A 16,247-nucleotide genomic window follows, 5' to 3' on the forward strand; every position below is an offset into this window, starting at 1 on the left:
CTATACATTAAAAAAAAATCATCTCGTCAATTTTCCTGTCACCGGCCAGCACCGAGATATGGTTTTGTTTTTCCAACACCCGCACCGCTCCTGAAGGCCGCTGCATGTCAAAACACCCCCACGCTAAAATATGCCCGGCGCGGCAAGTAAATAAGTTGTCCATCCCCCCAACAACCTGGTAATTTATACCGCCGAACTTCACATAAAAAAGCCCGGTAAACCCGGGCCCGCGATAAATAATTATATATCCTGTCAGTTAACTGTATCTTCACCTTCCTCTAAAAATTCCAGGAAAGGCCTGTCAAATTGAGGCATGGCATTGACCACCAGTTCAACCAGGCCGCCGTAATGGACGTTAAACTTGGCGGTTGTTTGGTAATAATTAAGAATATCCCTGATGGCTCCCTTGCAGTTTGAACAGGGTGCGCAGACATATTTGGGAACCTTGGGATCTTGAATTGTATCCTGGAATGCCTCCAAAATCTGCTTAAATTTCATCCTGCTGGATATCTTATTCCTAAACTCCGGGAAATTGAAAGAATTCATAATGGCAAACCCGCTTCCGCCGCCGCAGCAGTAATTTCGCACCCCGTTAGGAGTCATCTCTCTGAATTGGGGACATATGGCCTTGATAATTTCACGCTGCGGCATGACCAATCCCATCATCCTGGCCATGTTACACGGGTCATGCAGGGTAACAGGGAAGTTATTCCTTACGGGATCCACTTTTATTGCTTTCTTTTTAATTAAATCCCTTAAGAGGGGCAGAAAACTCTCCCTGGGAATGTTATCTTCCCCGGCAACATTCCGGTCCATACTTACCGCAGCCGCCTTATGGGCATGGCCGCACTCGCCAATGACAATTCTCTTAACTCCCAATTCCTTGGCGACCTTAAGCTGGGCAAGGCCGATTTTTCGTGCCTGGACATCATCATAAAAAATACCGTAATTGACATTATCGTAACCTATCATTTCACTGCTCAAAGTCCAATTAAGGCCGGCCTCTTCAAAAATGATGGTAAAAGCGGCAGGATTTTCAGGCCATGCTAGAAATTCACCGGCATTATGGGTTAAAAGGATATCGGCACCCTTCTTATCTATGGGAATTTTATATTTCTTGCCGGTTTTTTCGTAAATATCTTCTTCCAAAAATTCAATAACATCCAGCAGAGCAGCCCTGGTAAGTCCTGTACTGGATCCTGTCCTTAACTGGTTCATTGTACCCTTTTCATGCAGGGGTTTTGGCGCAATACCCATTTCCATGCTAAATATTTTCCTGATTTCCCTGGCCAGCAGGCCGTTATCCAGTCCCAGAGGACAGGTTTGTGCACAGCGGCGGCAGAGATTGCAGCGGTAGGCCAGCTCTCCCAGGCGCATAACCGTTTCAATGTTAATGTCAATATCCCCGCCCGTAAAACGGCTCAACAAACTACCGTTTTGCTTATATTTTTTATAAACTTTCCGCAAAACCTCGGAGCGGAAAATCGGCCTGTAAATCTCCGCCCCGCCACTGGATTTAAAGATGTGACAGGCTTCGGAACAAGTATTGCACTTGGCGCAGTATTCAAAGGAAAGCATCAACGGCTGCAAAAAGCCCCTGTTAGTATCTTCCGAAAAGAGCTTGTCCAATCCGCTCAGGAACTTTTTGATCATTTCCTGCTCTTCTTCTTTTGTTTTCGGCCTGACCAGGGTATCATTACCCACAAATCCGTCCAGGGTAGTGCAAAAATCCTCCTTCCAAACCTCTTTTAGAGGGGTAAATTCCGGCTCCATGCCCGGTTTATCGTAAGGAGGCGGCAAAGGCATTAATTTATCCGGCTTAACCAACTGTTCCGCCGGCTTGCCCATATCTTGGGGTTTTATGTCAACCATTGGAGTTATCCACCTCTTTCAATTGCTACTTTTCCTCGGATGCAAGGGTACCGTGATGAATATGAGGTGCCGACCAGGAAGTCCTGGGCTTATAGCTTAGATTCTCTTTAACCTTTTCTTCTATCTTCGAATTTCTCAAATTAGGCTCGTTTTCCCATAATACCTTGTGAAAAGCAAAATACTTGCCTACATAATGACTCATTTTGGTCAGCGGTATATAAATTAACAAGGCCCCTAACAATAAAATGTGGACGGTCAGGGCAGTATCCGCCCGGATAGGCGAGAAGGTTAAAAGTCCCTTCATAATCTCCCGGCCGTAATTAAAAGCAGGATCTCCGCTCCACACTACCAGCCCGGATACCGCTACAATAAATATAAAAAGCAAATTAAAGTATTCCTGGAACGTAGTGTATTTGCGAAAAGTACTGTTTAAAAGCCTTTTTAAAAAAAGGCCGGCAGAGCCAAAGGCCAGTAACAGTGCCCCGGTCGTACCTGAAACAAGGGTACCGTAATATACAAGGGCAGCCGGTAAACTTTGCATTAAGGACGTTTTAGACAGTTCCAAAATGGCGCCGGCCAGTAATAAAACAGTCCATAAACCCAACAAGTAAATACCCAAATGCATGGCATAGCAAAGCCACCACTGGCGTCTCTGGTTTATAAAGAGATTTTTAATAAATAGCATTTCTTTTAACATTTCTTTAATTTCCCCGGCAAGGGAGGTTCGCCTGGGTTTTTTCCACCACTCCGCATCTTCATAATAAGACCCACCGTAATGCCCCCTCTCCCCTGGCTCTTTTGGTACCGGGTACAGTTCCCAGCGGCCGTGCATGGGCATTTTGGCATACCGGTAGGCCTTATACAGGGAAAGCCCTATAAAAGCAGCAATAAAAAAATAAATAAATAATAACAGCAGCAATCAACATTCCTCCTTATCTTTCTAAGATAATTATTTTTATGCCCTGTTATGGTAAAACCCACTTGGGCTGAAGCCTTGTGGCTTAAAATTCAACCTACTTATAGGTCAGACCACCATACCAACCTCGACCTCTGCATAATACAAGATAACATAAAATTATGTAATTCGACAATATCAATTTTTGGCGAATTATAAACCAATTATTATCGAAATTACATGTTAATAGCTGCTACCTAATTAATTCGTTATATTAAGTTATTTAGAAACTTTAGTTCAATATAGTTTCGCAACCGCCGGGCTGTAATATGGGATCACCAATTTGAGCCCTCCCGTCGCGGCCGCTGGTACCGTTGGCCAGGATATGATTGTTGGACAAAATTAGGGGCTCGCCGGTATTAATATCCTTTACAACTGCACCAAAGGTGCCGGCGGAAATTTTATAATGTCCGATACTGATTCCCGGCTGAGCAGGGCGGTGGCGCTCTAACCTGGTCCCTAAAAGCCGTACTTTCCCTATTTCAATTACGTCTGTTTCCAGCCCGCCCACTATTTTAGGTACTCTCTCTCCCCGGGATAATTCTTCCCATTTCACCTTTTTTTCCACGAAAACTATTAAAGCAAGTTTATCGGTACGCTGCATCTCTTTGTATTTGTACCCGACACCAATTCCGCAAACATTTGGCAGCCCGATAAAACGGGACTTATATTTATTGCAGGCCCTAATATATTTGTCCATAAAAACCTCCTCCTAATGTTTTCAAACCCATGATATGCAGACAATTAAGAAAGAGTTACCTAATCTATTTGCGGCCGGGGAATTCCAAGCCTGTACTTACCCCGGGTTTCCAGCCCGCCAATTCCGTCAAAGCCTGTTATGGTGGATGAAATTATATCCTTTAAACGAATTGGGTCGTATATGGACGTATAAGCAACCTTTTCCATAACAAATACCGGATCAAAAGCATGTATAAGAACCCGTTTGGGAGAACTGGCAAAATTGGCTCCGGCCTCTAAAATGGCCTCGTAGTGGGACTGGCAGGCTCCTGCAAATATAACCAGGTCGTCCCTGCTCTTTTCATATTCCCGGGCCGCCTTAACGGCCTTCACAAAATAAGCGGAGCTGTGATAATTATTAATGTCCGCATAATCTTTACGTCCTTTTATAAAGCCGTCGTGGCCGGTTAATACCAAAAGATCGGGCCTGTGCCGGCGCAATAAGTCTACAACATGTTTTGCCTGTTCCTTTTCAGGAATCTTATAGCCATGGGCAGGAATACTAAGTTGCTTGTAAGTGGTCATACAGAGATCAAGGTATTCCCCGTCGCCGTCCAGGTGAAGTACCGAGCCGGGGACATCAAAGCTTTCTATCTTACAAGCCTGCCCCTTATCTTCTACCGCCCTCATAAAGCTTTTTTGGCGCTCCTGTTTCCTGCGGGTTAATACCCTCTTGAGATTTTCACTGTTTTTAGTCATACATTTCCTCCAATATTCAGCAACTTTAGAAGGTTCGATTTTTACCAGGTCACTTACGGGTGCCGTTGCGCATAAGCGCAAATCAATACCCTTAAGTCTGGCAAATTTTCTCCCGGCATCATCTTCCACCAGCTCAACAACCCTGAAATATATATCAAAGTTATATGACTTGCGTCCCACCACGTCGCCTTGTTTAATATTACTCATAAATCCTTTCCTCGCTTTTTTATTGTTCCTTCATTCTATGAATTCCGGCAGTCAAGATGTTCCACGTAATTGACAAAACATTAAAAAATCCTCATCCCCATAAAGGTGGTGAGACGCTCCGCACGACGAGCATGGCCGGCAACAGGGTACCGGCCCGCAAAAATAAAAAAGCCCGGTGCTCTACACCGGCCTTACTTGGTATGCTTGTCGGCCACACTGGAGGCCCCGTAAGCTTCCGGTTTTATTTTGGCGTTAAAGCCGCTGCCTGTTACCATTCCTACCACTTCCTTAATCAAATCCCTTGTATCCCCCCGTTCACCAGCATCAATATGAATTTCCACCGGCAGGTCCGCAAGCCCGTTATCGGCAAAGTGCTTTGCTATACGGCTGCCCAATTCCAGGCTCAATGCAGTTTCATAAAAGAGTTTTTGCCGTAAGCTATTAATCTTGCGCTGAACCTTTTTCCGGTAATAATACCGGGCCCCCTTGCCCAGGCGGTGAACCACCACCGCGGTAATAAAACAGGTTTCGTTACGTACCTGGGAATCGGAACCGATGATTATCTTATATGAGGAGTTGGGCAAACCAGTTATATAACTCAAAATATCATCCATCATTTCTTCAAAATGCATTTTCCCCTTGGTCGGACTTATAAAATACAACTGCTTCAGCCCCTTTCCCATTTCAAAAAACAAAGATCTTTTCAACTATAACTTCTTGGTCAACACCCCTTTTCAAACGACTTGCAACACCATCTAAAGTGTATTACTATCCACGTATTCTTCGTAACACCTGGCCAAAGCGGCAAATTGGTCCATTCCCAGGGTCTCACCGCGGGCCCCGGGCTTGATTCCGGCACTCTTAATGATATTATTCCACTGTTCTTTCCCAAGCCCAAGCCCGGCGCCTGTAAGGGCATTAAGTAACGTTTTTCGCCGCTGGGCAAAAGCAGCCCGGACAATGGAAAAGAAAGTTTTTTCATCCCTTACCTCCACTGCAGGGGTCTCCCTGCGAGCTAACTTTACCACAGCTGACCCCACCTCCGGCCGGGGTATAAAGACATTGCGGGATACCTTGCAAACCAGCTGCGGGGAGGTATAAAACTGCACGGCTATACTCAGGGCACCGTAATCTTTGGTACCCGGCAGGGCCAGCATGCGCCTGGCCACTTCTTCCTGTACCATCACCACTATTAAAGAAAAATTAAATTTATGTTCCAATAAATGCATCAACAGGGGAGTAGTAATATAATAAGGCAAATTGGAAACTATTTTGTAAAGCCCGCGGTGCCCGGCGTAACCGGCGACCAAATTATCAAAATTAACTTCAAGGGCATCTCCCTGAATTACCTTAACATTTTTCCTGTCTGCCAGAGTTTCGTCAAGGATGGGCATAAGCCCCCCGTCTATTTCCACCGCCAGCACCATGCCGGCCTTTTCAGAAATTTTCCTGGTAAGAGTCCCCAAGCCGGGCCCTATCTCAACAACTATATCCTGCTTACTTACTTCCGCCCCTCCCAGTATTTTAGAGATTATATTGGCATCTACAAGAAAGTTTTGTCCCAAATTTTTCCGACACCTGAATTGATAGCGCTCCATCAAGCGCCGTACCACGGAAGGTGAGGTAAGATCCACAGGCATCAACACCTTTAAATAAATGTATTTTATATTTTACCCAATAGAAATAAGGATTTACATATAACAAAAAAGGAGGGACACCCCTCCTATTCCAGTACATAAACTTTTACCCGGCGTACTCCCCACTGGTAGGCTTTTTGTGCACTTTCCATAAAAAGGTCGATCCGGTTTCCCTTAATGGCACTTCCCCGGTCCAGGGCCGCACAATATCCGTAATTTTCAACATACAATCGGGTGCCCAAAGGAATCACCCTGGGGTCCACGGCAACAACACCGCGCCTCGGGGGAACACCGGTAGCGGTATTATGCCCGGTATAAGTATAAGCAGTGGCAACCATATCAAGTACCCTGGAATATCGAACCGTCCTGCCGCCCCTGGAAATTATTTTTCCCGTCCCCACCTGCACTATCCTGTCAACGGGCTTGCGAATTGTTTCACTGGATATTAGCTGGCGGCTGTATTCTTTGCCGTTGCGGTACGTTATTTGCCAAACTTTCTTTTCCAGCCCTGCCTGTCCTTTTTGAACTACCCTGCTCTCCCCGTACGGAATATTGGAGTTATTTTCCTTTAAGGTCTTGTTGGGGATAACAACTTCCTCTTCCACAATTTCCGTGTGTTGCCTGATTACTTCAATCTTCATCCCCGGCTTTATTTTTTCTTCAAGGGATGGAATAACCTGATCTTCTTCCTGGAGAATTATACCAAATTCATTTAATAACTCTTGCACCGTAGTGCTTAAGGTATATACATTTTTTTCCTTACCATCCGCCTTTAATGTTACCGGTACAACCCTCTTAACCGATACCGTCATACCTTCCCGCAAGAATTCATTCGGCCCGGGGATGACACTGTCCTTTTCTCCTACCTGTATTTCCTCGGCCTGTAAAAGTTGCCCTACGGTAAAGGCAAAGGTTTTTACTTCCCTTTTTTCACCGTCCACACTTAAAATTATCGTTTTGCTCGCCCAGGCAAATCCCAACAAAAACAAACAACCCAAAGCTGCCGCAAGTACCAGGGCCCACGTACTCCTTAAAAACTCAATGCCCCGGCACTTTTTTTCAAAATCCACAATTCCACCTCTTCCAAAAATCGTTACTCAATTAATACCATTCTATTAATTGGTTAAAATTCCTGCCAAATTATCAATTCTCCAAAAACAGGAAGTTGTCTCTGAAAGAGGTGGCCTCGTTTTCTAAAATCAATATTCTATTCCCTTTTGGGCCTTAACTCCCTTGGAAAAAGGATGTTTTATTTCTTTCATTTCTGTAACCAAGTCGGCCAGGCCAATAATTTCCGGCGGGGCATTGCGCCCGGTAAGCACCAGGTGTAAGCGGAGCGGCTTATTTTTAACCAACTCTATTACGTCATCCTTATCCACAAGGCCGAAGGAAATGGCGTAATTAATTTCATCAAGAATAATCATATCATATTTACCCGAAGCCATTTTCTCTTTGGCGCTTCTCAGGGCTTCCCCGGCGGCACGCCGGTGTTCCGCCAGCTTTTCCTCATCGCTGTCCATAATAAATCCTACCCCCGCCTGGCGTATCTCGAAGCGCTCCCCCAGTTGCCCGGCGGCCTTTAATTCCCCGTATGTCCAACCGCCCTTGATAAATTGCAGCATTAATATCCTCATCCCTTGTCCCCAGGCACGAAGGGCCATACCAAGGGCAGAAGTAGTCTTCCCCTTCCCGTTTCCTGTAAATACCAAAACCAGGCCTCTCGTTTCTGCCAACAGAAAAACCCCCATATCATTTAATTTCAGCCATCCAGACCAAACAACTTCCTGGCATTAGCAGCTGTAACCAATGCCAATTCTTCCGGGGCCATGTCCCTTAACTGGGCTACATGCTCCACCACATATTTTACAAATGCCGGTTCATTTCGCCTGCCTCGCCGGGGTTCCGGCGCCAAGTAAGGACAATCGGTTTCCACCAGGAGACGATCAAGGGGTACACAGGCAGCCACTTCCTTTAATTTCCGGGCATTTTTAAAAGTAACCGGGCCGGCCAGGGATATGTAAAACCCCAGATTTATACATTCCCGGGCCATTTCCCGGTCGCCGCTGAAACAGTGCATTACTCCCCCGGCCTCTCCCACACCGTCCTTACGGAGAATGTCCAGTAAGTCTTCATGGGCTTCACGGTCATGAATAATAACAGGCTTACCTATCTCCCTGGCAAGACTCAATTGCTCCCTGAATATCTTTCGCTGGGTTTCCCGAGGAGAAAGATCGCGATAATAGTCCAATCCCATTTCCCCCAGGGCCACCACCTTTGGATGCCCCCCCCAATCGAAGAGCAAATCCAGGTAATTTTCCGGTATGCCCTTTGCATCATGGGGATGCACCCCTGCCGAGGCATATATAAAATCATACTTTTCCGCCAATTCAACGGCCTTTGATATGGAATCCAGGTCAAAGGAGACGCAAATAAGCTCTTTGCCCCCTGCTTCCCTGTACCGGTTTATCACTTCTCCCCGGTCTTCATCAAAGGCCGGATCGTATAAATGGGCGTGAGTGTCTATAAACTCCATGCCGGCCCCCCTTACTTCCCTAAACTCTCCGGATCGATCCGCGGGAACAAGGGCTTACCCCTCTTCATGGTCGTCCCGCCCGGCAGTTTACCCCACTTGAGAGATTCCCAGGTATGCAGCTCCGGCTTGTCTTCCAATCCCAATAGCGGCCAAGCCCGGGGCGGAAATTGCGGCATAAATGGGCTAACCATAACGGTAATCATGCGCATGCACTCCGCCACATTATAAAGTACCGCCCTGCACCTGTCTTTTTGGGCGGGATCTTTGGCCAGCGCCCAAGGAGAAGTTTCCTCCAGGTATTTGTTTGCCCTGCCCACCAATTTCCAGATGGCTGCCAGGGCGTTGGAGATTTCCATGCGCTCCATATGTTCTTCCACCAGCCGGGGGGTGGCCTCCGCCAGTTCTATCAAGTCACTGTCCGGGCCCTCCGCGGCCCCCGGCTCCAGAATACCGTCAAAGTATTTTGTTGCCATGGCCGCCGTGCGGTTAAACAGGTTACCCAAGTCGTTGGCTAAATCCTGATTAATCCGGTGTACCAGTGCCTCTTCGGAATAATAGCCGTCCGCCCCGAAGGGCAGCTCGCGAAGCAAGTAATAACGAATGGCATCCACCCCGTACTTATCTATCAAAACCAGGGGATCCACCACATTGCCTTTGGACTTGCTCATTTTGCCGCTTTCCAAAAGCAGCCACCCGTGCCCTACAACCCGCTTGGGAAGGGGAAGCCCTGCGGCCATTAAAATTATGGGCCAAATAATAGTATGAAAGCGAACAATATCCTTACCCACCAGGTGTACATCGGCAGGCCAAAATTTCCGATACAGGCTGTCATCTTCGCTGCTGTAGCCAAGAGCAGAAATATAATTGGTCAGAGCGTCCACCCAAACGTAAACCACGTGCTTGGAATCAAAGGGAACCGGAATGCCCCAGTTAAAGGTAGTCCTGGAAACACATAAATCTTCAAGCCCGCTTTTAATAAAGCTCACCATTTCATTACGCCTGGATACCGGCTGTATAAAATCCGGGTTCTCTTCTATATGCTGCAAGAGCCGGTCCGCGTATTTGGACATGCGGAAAAAGTAGCTTTCTTCTTCCAATAATTCCACCGGCCGCCCGCAGTCGGGACAATTTCCCTCTTCCAGGCGGGCCTCGGTCCAAAAGGTTTCACAAGGGGTACAGTACCAGCCTTTATAACTGGCCTTGTAAATATCTCCCTGATCATAAAGCTTTTGAAAAATCTGTTGAACTACCCGTTTGTGTCGTTCTTGGGTTGTCCTTATAAAATCATTATTACTTATTTCTAATTTCTTCCACAGATGCTGGAAGCCCTCCACAATTTTATCCACATATTCCTTGGGAGACTGTCCCTTTGCCCTGGCAGTACGCTCAATTTTCTGGCCGTGTTCATCTGAACCGGTAAGAAACCATACATCATAGCCGGTGAGCCGCTTGAACCGGGCCATGGCGTCCGCAGCCACCGTGGTATAGGCATGGCCTATATGTAACTTATCGCTCGGATAATATATTGGTGTGGTTATATAAAATGTCTTTTTTCCCGTCATTACCCTTCCCTTCCTTTTAATTTTTGGAAATATAAAAACCCCCACCCGTGGCCATGGCCAGGGGCAGAGGTTTAACTCCGCGGTACCACCCCGGTTCAGTATTTCCTCGCGGAAATACCCTCAGTAAGTACCGGGAATATCCCTCCCGGTACTCAAACACGATAACGGTGTTTACCCGTCCTGGCCTACACACCTTACACAGGTTTTCAGCCGGAAGCTCCGGGGCCATCTTCAGTCCTTTTCCCCGGCGGGCTTTCACCATCCCCGCTCGCTTTAACGGGTACCCGGACCTACTCCTCCCCTTCACAGCCTTTTCCCGCAGATTTTACATTAAAAATCTTTATCTTGTCAAGTTTTCCCTTAACAGGAGAAATATATACAAAAATAACCAGAGTTTTTCAAAAAATATATTGACTTTTAATGGTACCGTTGGTATCATTTAGATGTAGTTTATCGTCGAAATATGCAGATGTATTTGGGGAGGGAAAATCATTGAAGTCAACGGGTATTGTACGTAAGGTGGACGAGCTGGGCCGGGTGGTAATTCCCATTGAGCTACGCCGCACATTGGGTATTGACGAGAAAGATGCCCTGGAAATTTATGTGGATCAAGAAAAAATCATCCTTAAAAAATACGAACCGGCCTGTGTATTTTGCGGAAATGCAACCGACGTGCAACATTACCGTGGAAAAATGGTATGCCGCGACTGTACCATGGCCATGTTTGAAAACGTTAAAGAGAAAGCAAAAGAAATTGGCTAACTTTTCGTCTACCTTGAAAGGGGGAGGAGAACATCTAATTTTCCTTCCCCTTTAAAACTTCGTTATAAACTTCCCGCTTCGAAACGCCCCGCAGGCGAGCCACTCTTTTAATGGCCTCTTTGCGGTGAATGCCCTGGGATACCAACTGGGCCACATGATCCGCCAGGGAAATATCCCAAATATCTTCTTGCATCTCCCGGTACTTTTCCCCGGCTCCTTCCAGAACCAGGGTAAATTCACCTTTAGGTTCATTGATTGTAAAAAATTCCAACATTTCCCGGACATTACCCCGCAAAACTTCTTCAAATTTTTTTGTTAGCTCCCTGGCCACAGCTATTTGCCGGTCGCCCAATATGCGGTATATTTCTATAAGTGTTTCCCGGAGACGGTGCGGGGATTCATAAAAAATCAGCGTTCTTTTCTCCCCGGCCAGGCTTCTTAATTTATCTCTTTTGGCTTTCCGGGCAGAAGGCAAAAATCCTTCGAACACAAAAGCGCCGGTCGAAAGACCGGAAACCACCAACGCCGCCAGGGCCGCATTGGGACCGGGAAGGGGAGTGACATTTACTTTCCTCATTAAGGCTTCCCTTACCAAAACTTCCCCGGGGTCGGAAATTCCCGGCAAACCGGCATCACTAACCAGAGCTACATCTTTTCCCTTCTCAAGTAAACCCAACAGGTATCCCGACTTTTGTTTGTGATTATGCTCATTATAACTGGTCAGGGGAGTATGAATGTCATAATGGGAAAGGAGTTTTCGCGTTCTTCTGGTATCTTCCGCCGCTATCATATCCACTTCCCGAAGGATCCTTACCGCCCTGAAAGTTATATCTTCCAGGTTTCCTATGGGCGTGGCACACAGGTACAAGGTGCCCCGGCCGCCTGTCATTACGAAAATCCTCCTATTCCTGGTTTTTGTGCAAAAAGGCCGCACAGAATAAACAATCTCCGGATCGCAAGCGGCCAAAATACAAATTACATATGTGAAACCCCTCCCGGTAAAGATTGACGAGGTTTTTCAGCCCGGCAGGGGGAGGATTTTCTTCCCCGTTTTTCCCTACCCCGGACATAACCGCCAGCTGCTGTCGTAACTTTGCATTTTCCTCTTCCAAAATTTCAATCTGGCTTTTCATCTTTTTAAGATCCGTCATTATATTGTTGATTTTGCTTTCCATTCCCATTATTGTCCGAAGCAGGGGATGCATTAGCGGAGTTTACCTCCTTAGCCGTTAGTTCCTCAGCCTTGTATTCCTTTACAATTTTACTTTCTTTCAGCTCAACGCTAACAGTTTGCTTAAAAATATTTATGCCGGTAATCTTCCCTTCTCCGTCCGGAGTAACCACTTTACTGCCAATAGGTGGAAAAATCTCCTTGGCCTGCTCATAACACTCATTTTCAAATTTCAAGCAGCACATTAACCGGCCGCAAATACCCGATATCTTGGCCGGATTTAAGGAAAGATTTTGGTCTTTGGCCATTCGGATGGACACCGATGTAAAATCTGTCAGCCAGGATGAACAACACAATTCCCGGCCACAGCATCCCAGTCCACCTATCATTTTGGCTTCATCCCGCACCCCTATTTGCCTTAATTCTATCCGGGTGCGGAAAACCGCTGCCAGATCCTTTACTAACTCGCGGAAATCCACCCTGCCCTCAGCGGTAAAATAAAATATTATCTTATTACCGTCAAATGTTCTTTCTACACCTACTAATTTCATGGGCAGACCGTGGGCGGCAATTTTATCCAGGCATATTTGAAAGGCCTCTTTTTCCAGTTTTCGATTCTCCTCTAATTTTTGTAAATCCTCTTCCGTGGCTTCCCGCAGCACCTGCTTTAAAGGAGATACTACTTCATCATCATCCACTTCCTTCGGGCCGGTGACCACCCACCCGTATTCAATTCCCCTGGCTGTTTCTACTATTACACCGTCATTTTTAGCTAATCGTAAATTTCCCGGATCAAAATAATATATCTTTCCTGCAGGCTTAAAACGTACACCTACTACCCTGGGCAATCATTTTACCCTCCCTTGCGGCGTAAAATCCCGCCAATGTATAAAACAGGTCTTCTAAAACCAGGCGGGCATTGACCCGAAATGACAATCTCATCCCGGCCCTTTCCACAGCCTTTATATTTTGAATAATCCGGCGTACAGACAGCTTATCCGCCTCTGATTCTATATCACCGGCCCGGTCTAAATTTACTATAAAATTTTTCCGCCTGGTTTTTTTCCATATCAGTACGTCCCGATACCACAACGAAAGCATATCCAGAAACCGCTGCAAATTAACTTCTCCTTCCGCCATTTCCCGGGCCAAAATAGATACCCCGGCAGGAGTGGTTTCCTCTAATTTTCCCAACAAAAAAAGCAACTGATTCCGTTCCCGGTTACTTTCCGCCAGTTCCAGTGCCTTCCCTAAACTCCCCCCGGCTAACATAACCGGCAGCCGGCAATCCCGTTCCCTCATACCCCGTAATTTTTTCAAGCCCAGGCTAATTTCATTATTGGAAAGGGGCTTGAAATTGAATTGCTGGCACCGGGAAGATATGGTGGGAAGTAACGATTGGGGAAAATCAGATATTAATATAAATATAACTCCCTCAGGAGGCTCTTCCAAAGTCATGAGAAAACTGTTGGCCGCCTCCCTGGTCATAGTATCGGCCTCACCGATAATAAATACCTTCCGGGTTCCCTGAAAAGGACGTAAAGAAACTTTCCGCTGCAATTCTCTTATCTGAGAAATTTTTATACTTTCGCCATCGGGTTGGAGATAGTGAAAATCAGGGTGATTACCTGACTCAAACTGCCTGCAACTGCGGCACAAACTGCAAGAATCGCTCCTCCGGGGTTTAGTGCAAAGAAGTACTTGCGCAAAGGCCCGCGCCAGGGTGGTTTTACCTGTTCCCCCGGGGCCGCCGAATAAATAAGCATGGGAAATTTTTCCACTGGCCAGTGCACCGGTAAGCACTTTTATTATCTCCCTGTGTCCAATAATGTCTCTAAATCCACTCACCGAATAACTCCACCACCTCGCGCCACACTTGCCGGTGTACCTCTTCAGGCCGCAGCCGACCGTCAATTACGCGGTAACAATTAGAAAAACTTTGTGCTAAAACAAGATATGTTTCCCTTACCCGCCGGTAAAAAGATAAGTTTTCCGATTCCAGGCGGTCTGTAACTGGCGCTTTATCCTTAAGCCTGGCCATCCCTATTTCCGGTGGAACATCTAAAATGAAAACAAGATCCGGATATAAGCCCGATGTAGCCAACTCATTGATTTTACCAAGTAATTTTATGTCAATCCCTCTCCCGCCACCCTGGTAGGCCAAAGTGGAATCGGTGAAGCGGTCACATATAACTATTTTCCCCTTCTGGAGGGCAGGCAGAATTACCCTCCCGACGTGCTGGGCCCGGTCCGCCGCATACAGGAAAGTTTCCGCCCGGGACGTTATTTCCCTGTTTTCCGGGCTTAAAAGCAGGTCTCTTATTTTCTCTCCGATACGGGTACCCCCCGGCTCACGGGTAACCACCACATCCTTTCCCATTTTATTCAAGCGTTCTGCCAGCATTCTTACCTGGGTGGTTTTTCCGCAGCCGTCTATACCTTCCATTACAATGAATAGTCCTCGCTGCAAATTAAAACACTCCGCTTCAGTGGTATTAATCATCAAGAACTCTGATAGTATTTAATTCCGGGTCTTCGGGGCCCTGACAGTGCAATTTCAAATTTCGCACGGCCAGCAAGTAATCCTTTATTTCACCGGTAATCTCCTCCCCGGGGCAGACAACCGGTATGCCCGGCGGGTAAACGCAAATCATTTCCCCGCTTACCAGCCCGGATGCCTCATCCAGCCTCACCGGGCGGGACCGTGCCATCCAGGCCTGCCGCGGCGATAATTTAAGGGGCGGTATGGAAGGAGGGACCATGCCTGAAGGCCGGCGTTTAACGTCCCGACGCTCTCTGACACTAAACTCTTTCAAAGTATCTATAAGCCTGCGAATATCTTCCCTGGTGGTACCCAAACTTACCACTGCAATAATATTGTTAAAATCGGCCATTTCTACTTCTATCTGATAGCGCTTGCTTAAAATTTTTTTGGCTTCAAAGCCTGTCCAGCCCATTTCCTTAACTGAAATTACCAGGCGGGTGGGGTCAATTCCAACAATCCCCTCCCCTCTTATATGTTCTTCACTCAACAGGGAAAGTCCCTTTATCTGGCTAATGGCTTTGCGGGCCTCCCTTGCAAGTTCCAATACCCGTTCCATTATTTTCTCTCCCCTTGCAGCCAGCTGCCAGCGGGCCGCATCCAGGGAAGCCATTAAAAGATAGGAGGGACTGGTAGTTTGAACCAGGCGAAGGGAATCTCTAACCCTTTGCACGCTTACCCGGTTTCCCTGTATATGAAGCCAGGAAGACTGGGTCAGGGAGCCCCCGGTTTTATGCACGCTTTGTACCACCCCGTCGGCCCCGCACTTTAAAGCACCCTCGGGCATCTCCCGGCTAAAATAAAGATGAGTGCCATGGGCCTCATCTACAATAACAGGCTTGTTCAGGGAATGTACCTCGTGCACCAGGCCGGACAGTTCACCTACCGTGCCGAAATAAGTGGGGTGAACGGCCAAAACGGCCCTACACATAGGGCATACCTGCAGTTTTTTACGTACTTCATCCAATGCAATCCCGCTTGCAAACTCAAACAGAGGTATTATTTCCGGCTGTAAATATACGGGAATGGTACCACTTAATATAAGCCCGGCGAGAATCGACCTGTGAACATTCCTGGGAACCAATATATATTCCCCCTCCCGGGCAACAGTCATAATTAAGGCCTGAAGGCCGCAAGTGGTCCCATTAACCAGGAAAAAGGTTTGACCGGCCCCGAAAAGCTGGGCCGCCAGGGCCTGGGCCCGGGCAATAACACCGCCGGGATTGTGTAAGTCATCCAGCCCGGGCACTTCCGTCAAATCCATTTTAAATAATTCTGGCGCCAATTTTCGAAATTCCGGCGGCAGGCCTTCTCCCTGCTGGTGCCCCGGTACATGAAAACGCGCCTTATTCTTTTTACTATAATTTAAAATTTTTTCCAATAAGGGAGCTGAAATCATTTTTTTATAAAAAAATATCCTTATTTATAAAAATTTCCTTTAGATAAGTATTTTATCATATGTAAAAAGAGAGCTCCATATAAAGGGAATGATAAACTACCAAGTCTTTATTATTATATAAGCGGCATGTCAAGGTCACAATAAAAAAAGAAATTTCTTTATAAAAGGAA

17 protein-coding genes and 1 other annotated feature are annotated in these 16,247 nt (G+C 46.7%); of the genes, 1 reads left to right on the top strand and 16 read right to left on the bottom strand.

Annotated elements, in window-relative coordinates; translation table 11 throughout:
* Positions 1 to 252: 252 nt before the first annotated feature.
* The 10 genes from ACX4JR_RS15890 to metG all read right to left on the bottom strand — a co-directional run bounded on the left by ACX4JR_RS15890 (position 253) and on the right by metG (position 10,203).
* Positions 253 to 1,872 carry a (Fe-S)-binding protein gene (locus tag ACX4JR_RS15890; protein ID WP_476058968.1) on the bottom strand — a complete coding sequence of 540 codons (1,620 nt, stop codon included), beginning with the start codon at positions 1,870 to 1,872 and terminating at the stop codon, positions 253 to 255.
* Between the two features lie 25 nt (positions 1,873 to 1,897).
* Positions 1,898 to 2,791: a respiratory nitrate reductase subunit gamma gene (locus ACX4JR_RS15895; RefSeq protein WP_476058969.1), complete on the bottom strand. Its 894-nt coding sequence runs from the start codon at positions 2,789 to 2,791 to the stop codon at positions 1,898 to 1,900.
* A gap of 268 nt (positions 2,792 to 3,059) precedes the next feature.
* Positions 3,060 to 3,527: a hypothetical protein gene (locus tag ACX4JR_RS15900; protein ID WP_476058970.1), complete on the bottom strand. Its 468-nt coding sequence runs from the start codon at positions 3,525 to 3,527 to the stop codon at positions 3,060 to 3,062.
* Between the two features lie 59 nt (positions 3,528 to 3,586).
* A complete protein-coding gene (gene yabG / locus ACX4JR_RS15905) occupies positions 3,587 to 4,471 on the bottom strand; it encodes a sporulation peptidase YabG (protein WP_476058971.1) in 885 nt (294 codons plus the stop codon).
* Positions 4,472 to 4,662: 191 nt separating this feature from the next.
* Positions 4,663 to 5,133, bottom strand: a complete 471-nt coding sequence (locus tag ACX4JR_RS15910) for a ribonuclease H-like YkuK family protein (RefSeq protein WP_476058972.1) — start codon at positions 5,131 to 5,133, stop codon at positions 4,663 to 4,665.
* A gap of 93 nt (positions 5,134 to 5,226) precedes the next feature.
* Positions 5,227 to 6,105, bottom strand: a complete 879-nt coding sequence (rsmA, locus tag ACX4JR_RS15915) for a 16S rRNA (adenine(1518)-N(6)/adenine(1519)-N(6))-dimethyltransferase RsmA (RefSeq protein ID WP_476058973.1) — start codon at positions 6,103 to 6,105, stop codon at positions 5,227 to 5,229.
* Positions 6,106 to 6,194: 89 nt separating this feature from the next.
* Positions 6,195 to 7,178, bottom strand: a complete 984-nt coding sequence (locus ACX4JR_RS15920) for a ubiquitin-like domain-containing protein (RefSeq protein WP_476058974.1) — start codon at positions 7,176 to 7,178, stop codon at positions 6,195 to 6,197.
* Between the two features lie 129 nt (positions 7,179 to 7,307).
* Complete coding sequence (cobO, locus tag ACX4JR_RS15925) at positions 7,308 to 7,841, bottom strand: cob(I)yrinic acid a,c-diamide adenosyltransferase (RefSeq protein ID WP_476058975.1); 534 nt, start codon at positions 7,839 to 7,841, stop codon at positions 7,308 to 7,310.
* Positions 7,842 to 7,867: 26 nt separating this feature from the next.
* Positions 7,868 to 8,641 carry a TatD family hydrolase gene (locus ACX4JR_RS15930; protein WP_476058976.1) on the bottom strand — a complete coding sequence of 258 codons (774 nt, stop codon included), beginning with the start codon at positions 8,639 to 8,641 and terminating at the stop codon, positions 7,868 to 7,870.
* An 11-nt stretch (positions 8,642 to 8,652) separates the two neighbouring features.
* The gene (gene metG, locus ACX4JR_RS15935) at positions 8,653 to 10,203 is read right to left on the bottom strand and encodes a methionine--tRNA ligase (RefSeq protein WP_476058977.1); all 1,551 of its coding nucleotides are present in this window, start codon (positions 10,201 to 10,203) and stop codon (positions 8,653 to 8,655) included.
* Between the two features lie 56 nt (positions 10,204 to 10,259).
* Positions 10,260 to 10,519, bottom strand: a binding site (T-box leader).
* 176 nt (positions 10,520 to 10,695) lie between these two features.
* Between metG and ACX4JR_RS15940 the strand changes: the two genes are divergently transcribed.
* Positions 10,696 to 10,965 (top strand): AbrB/MazE/SpoVT family DNA-binding domain-containing protein, encoded by a 270-nt coding sequence (locus ACX4JR_RS15940; RefSeq protein ID WP_476058978.1) that lies wholly within the window; start codon positions 10,696 to 10,698, stop codon positions 10,963 to 10,965.
* A gap of 34 nt (positions 10,966 to 10,999) precedes the next feature.
* Here ACX4JR_RS15940 and rsmI read toward each other — a convergent pair whose 3' ends face one another.
* From rsmI to ACX4JR_RS15970, 6 genes are read right to left on the bottom strand one after another with little or no spacing between them, the layout of a single operon-like run.
* On the bottom strand, positions 11,000 to 11,854 hold the full coding sequence (gene rsmI / locus ACX4JR_RS15945; RefSeq protein ID WP_476058979.1) for a 16S rRNA (cytidine(1402)-2'-O)-methyltransferase: 855 nt from the start codon (positions 11,852 to 11,854) through the stop codon (positions 11,000 to 11,002).
* Between the two features lie 13 nt (positions 11,855 to 11,867).
* Positions 11,868 to 12,116 carry an initiation control protein YabA gene (locus ACX4JR_RS15950; protein ID WP_476058980.1) on the bottom strand — a complete coding sequence of 83 codons (249 nt, stop codon included), beginning with the start codon at positions 12,114 to 12,116 and terminating at the stop codon, positions 11,868 to 11,870.
* Complete coding sequence (locus ACX4JR_RS15955) at positions 12,103 to 12,984, bottom strand: PSP1 domain-containing protein (RefSeq protein ID WP_476058981.1); 882 nt, start codon at positions 12,982 to 12,984, stop codon at positions 12,103 to 12,105. The genes ACX4JR_RS15950 and ACX4JR_RS15955 overlap by 14 nt, the downstream gene beginning before the upstream one ends.
* Entirely contained in the window at positions 12,956 to 13,984 is a 1,029-nt protein-coding gene (gene holB, locus ACX4JR_RS15960; RefSeq protein WP_476058982.1) for a DNA polymerase III subunit delta', read from the bottom strand. The genes ACX4JR_RS15955 and holB overlap by 29 nt, the downstream gene beginning before the upstream one ends.
* Complete coding sequence (tmk, locus tag ACX4JR_RS15965) at positions 13,971 to 14,606, bottom strand: dTMP kinase (protein WP_476058983.1); 636 nt, start codon at positions 14,604 to 14,606, stop codon at positions 13,971 to 13,973. Before tmk ends, holB begins: the two co-directional genes overlap by 14 nt.
* Positions 14,607 to 14,631: 25 nt before the next feature.
* Positions 14,632 to 16,077 carry an aminotransferase class I/II-fold pyridoxal phosphate-dependent enzyme gene (locus tag ACX4JR_RS15970; protein ID WP_476058984.1) on the bottom strand — a complete coding sequence of 482 codons (1,446 nt, stop codon included), beginning with the start codon at positions 16,075 to 16,077 and terminating at the stop codon, positions 14,632 to 14,634.
* Positions 16,078 to 16,247: the final 170 nt, after the last annotated feature.

This window comes from Desulfofundulus sp. JL263-se (assembly GCF_056316025.1).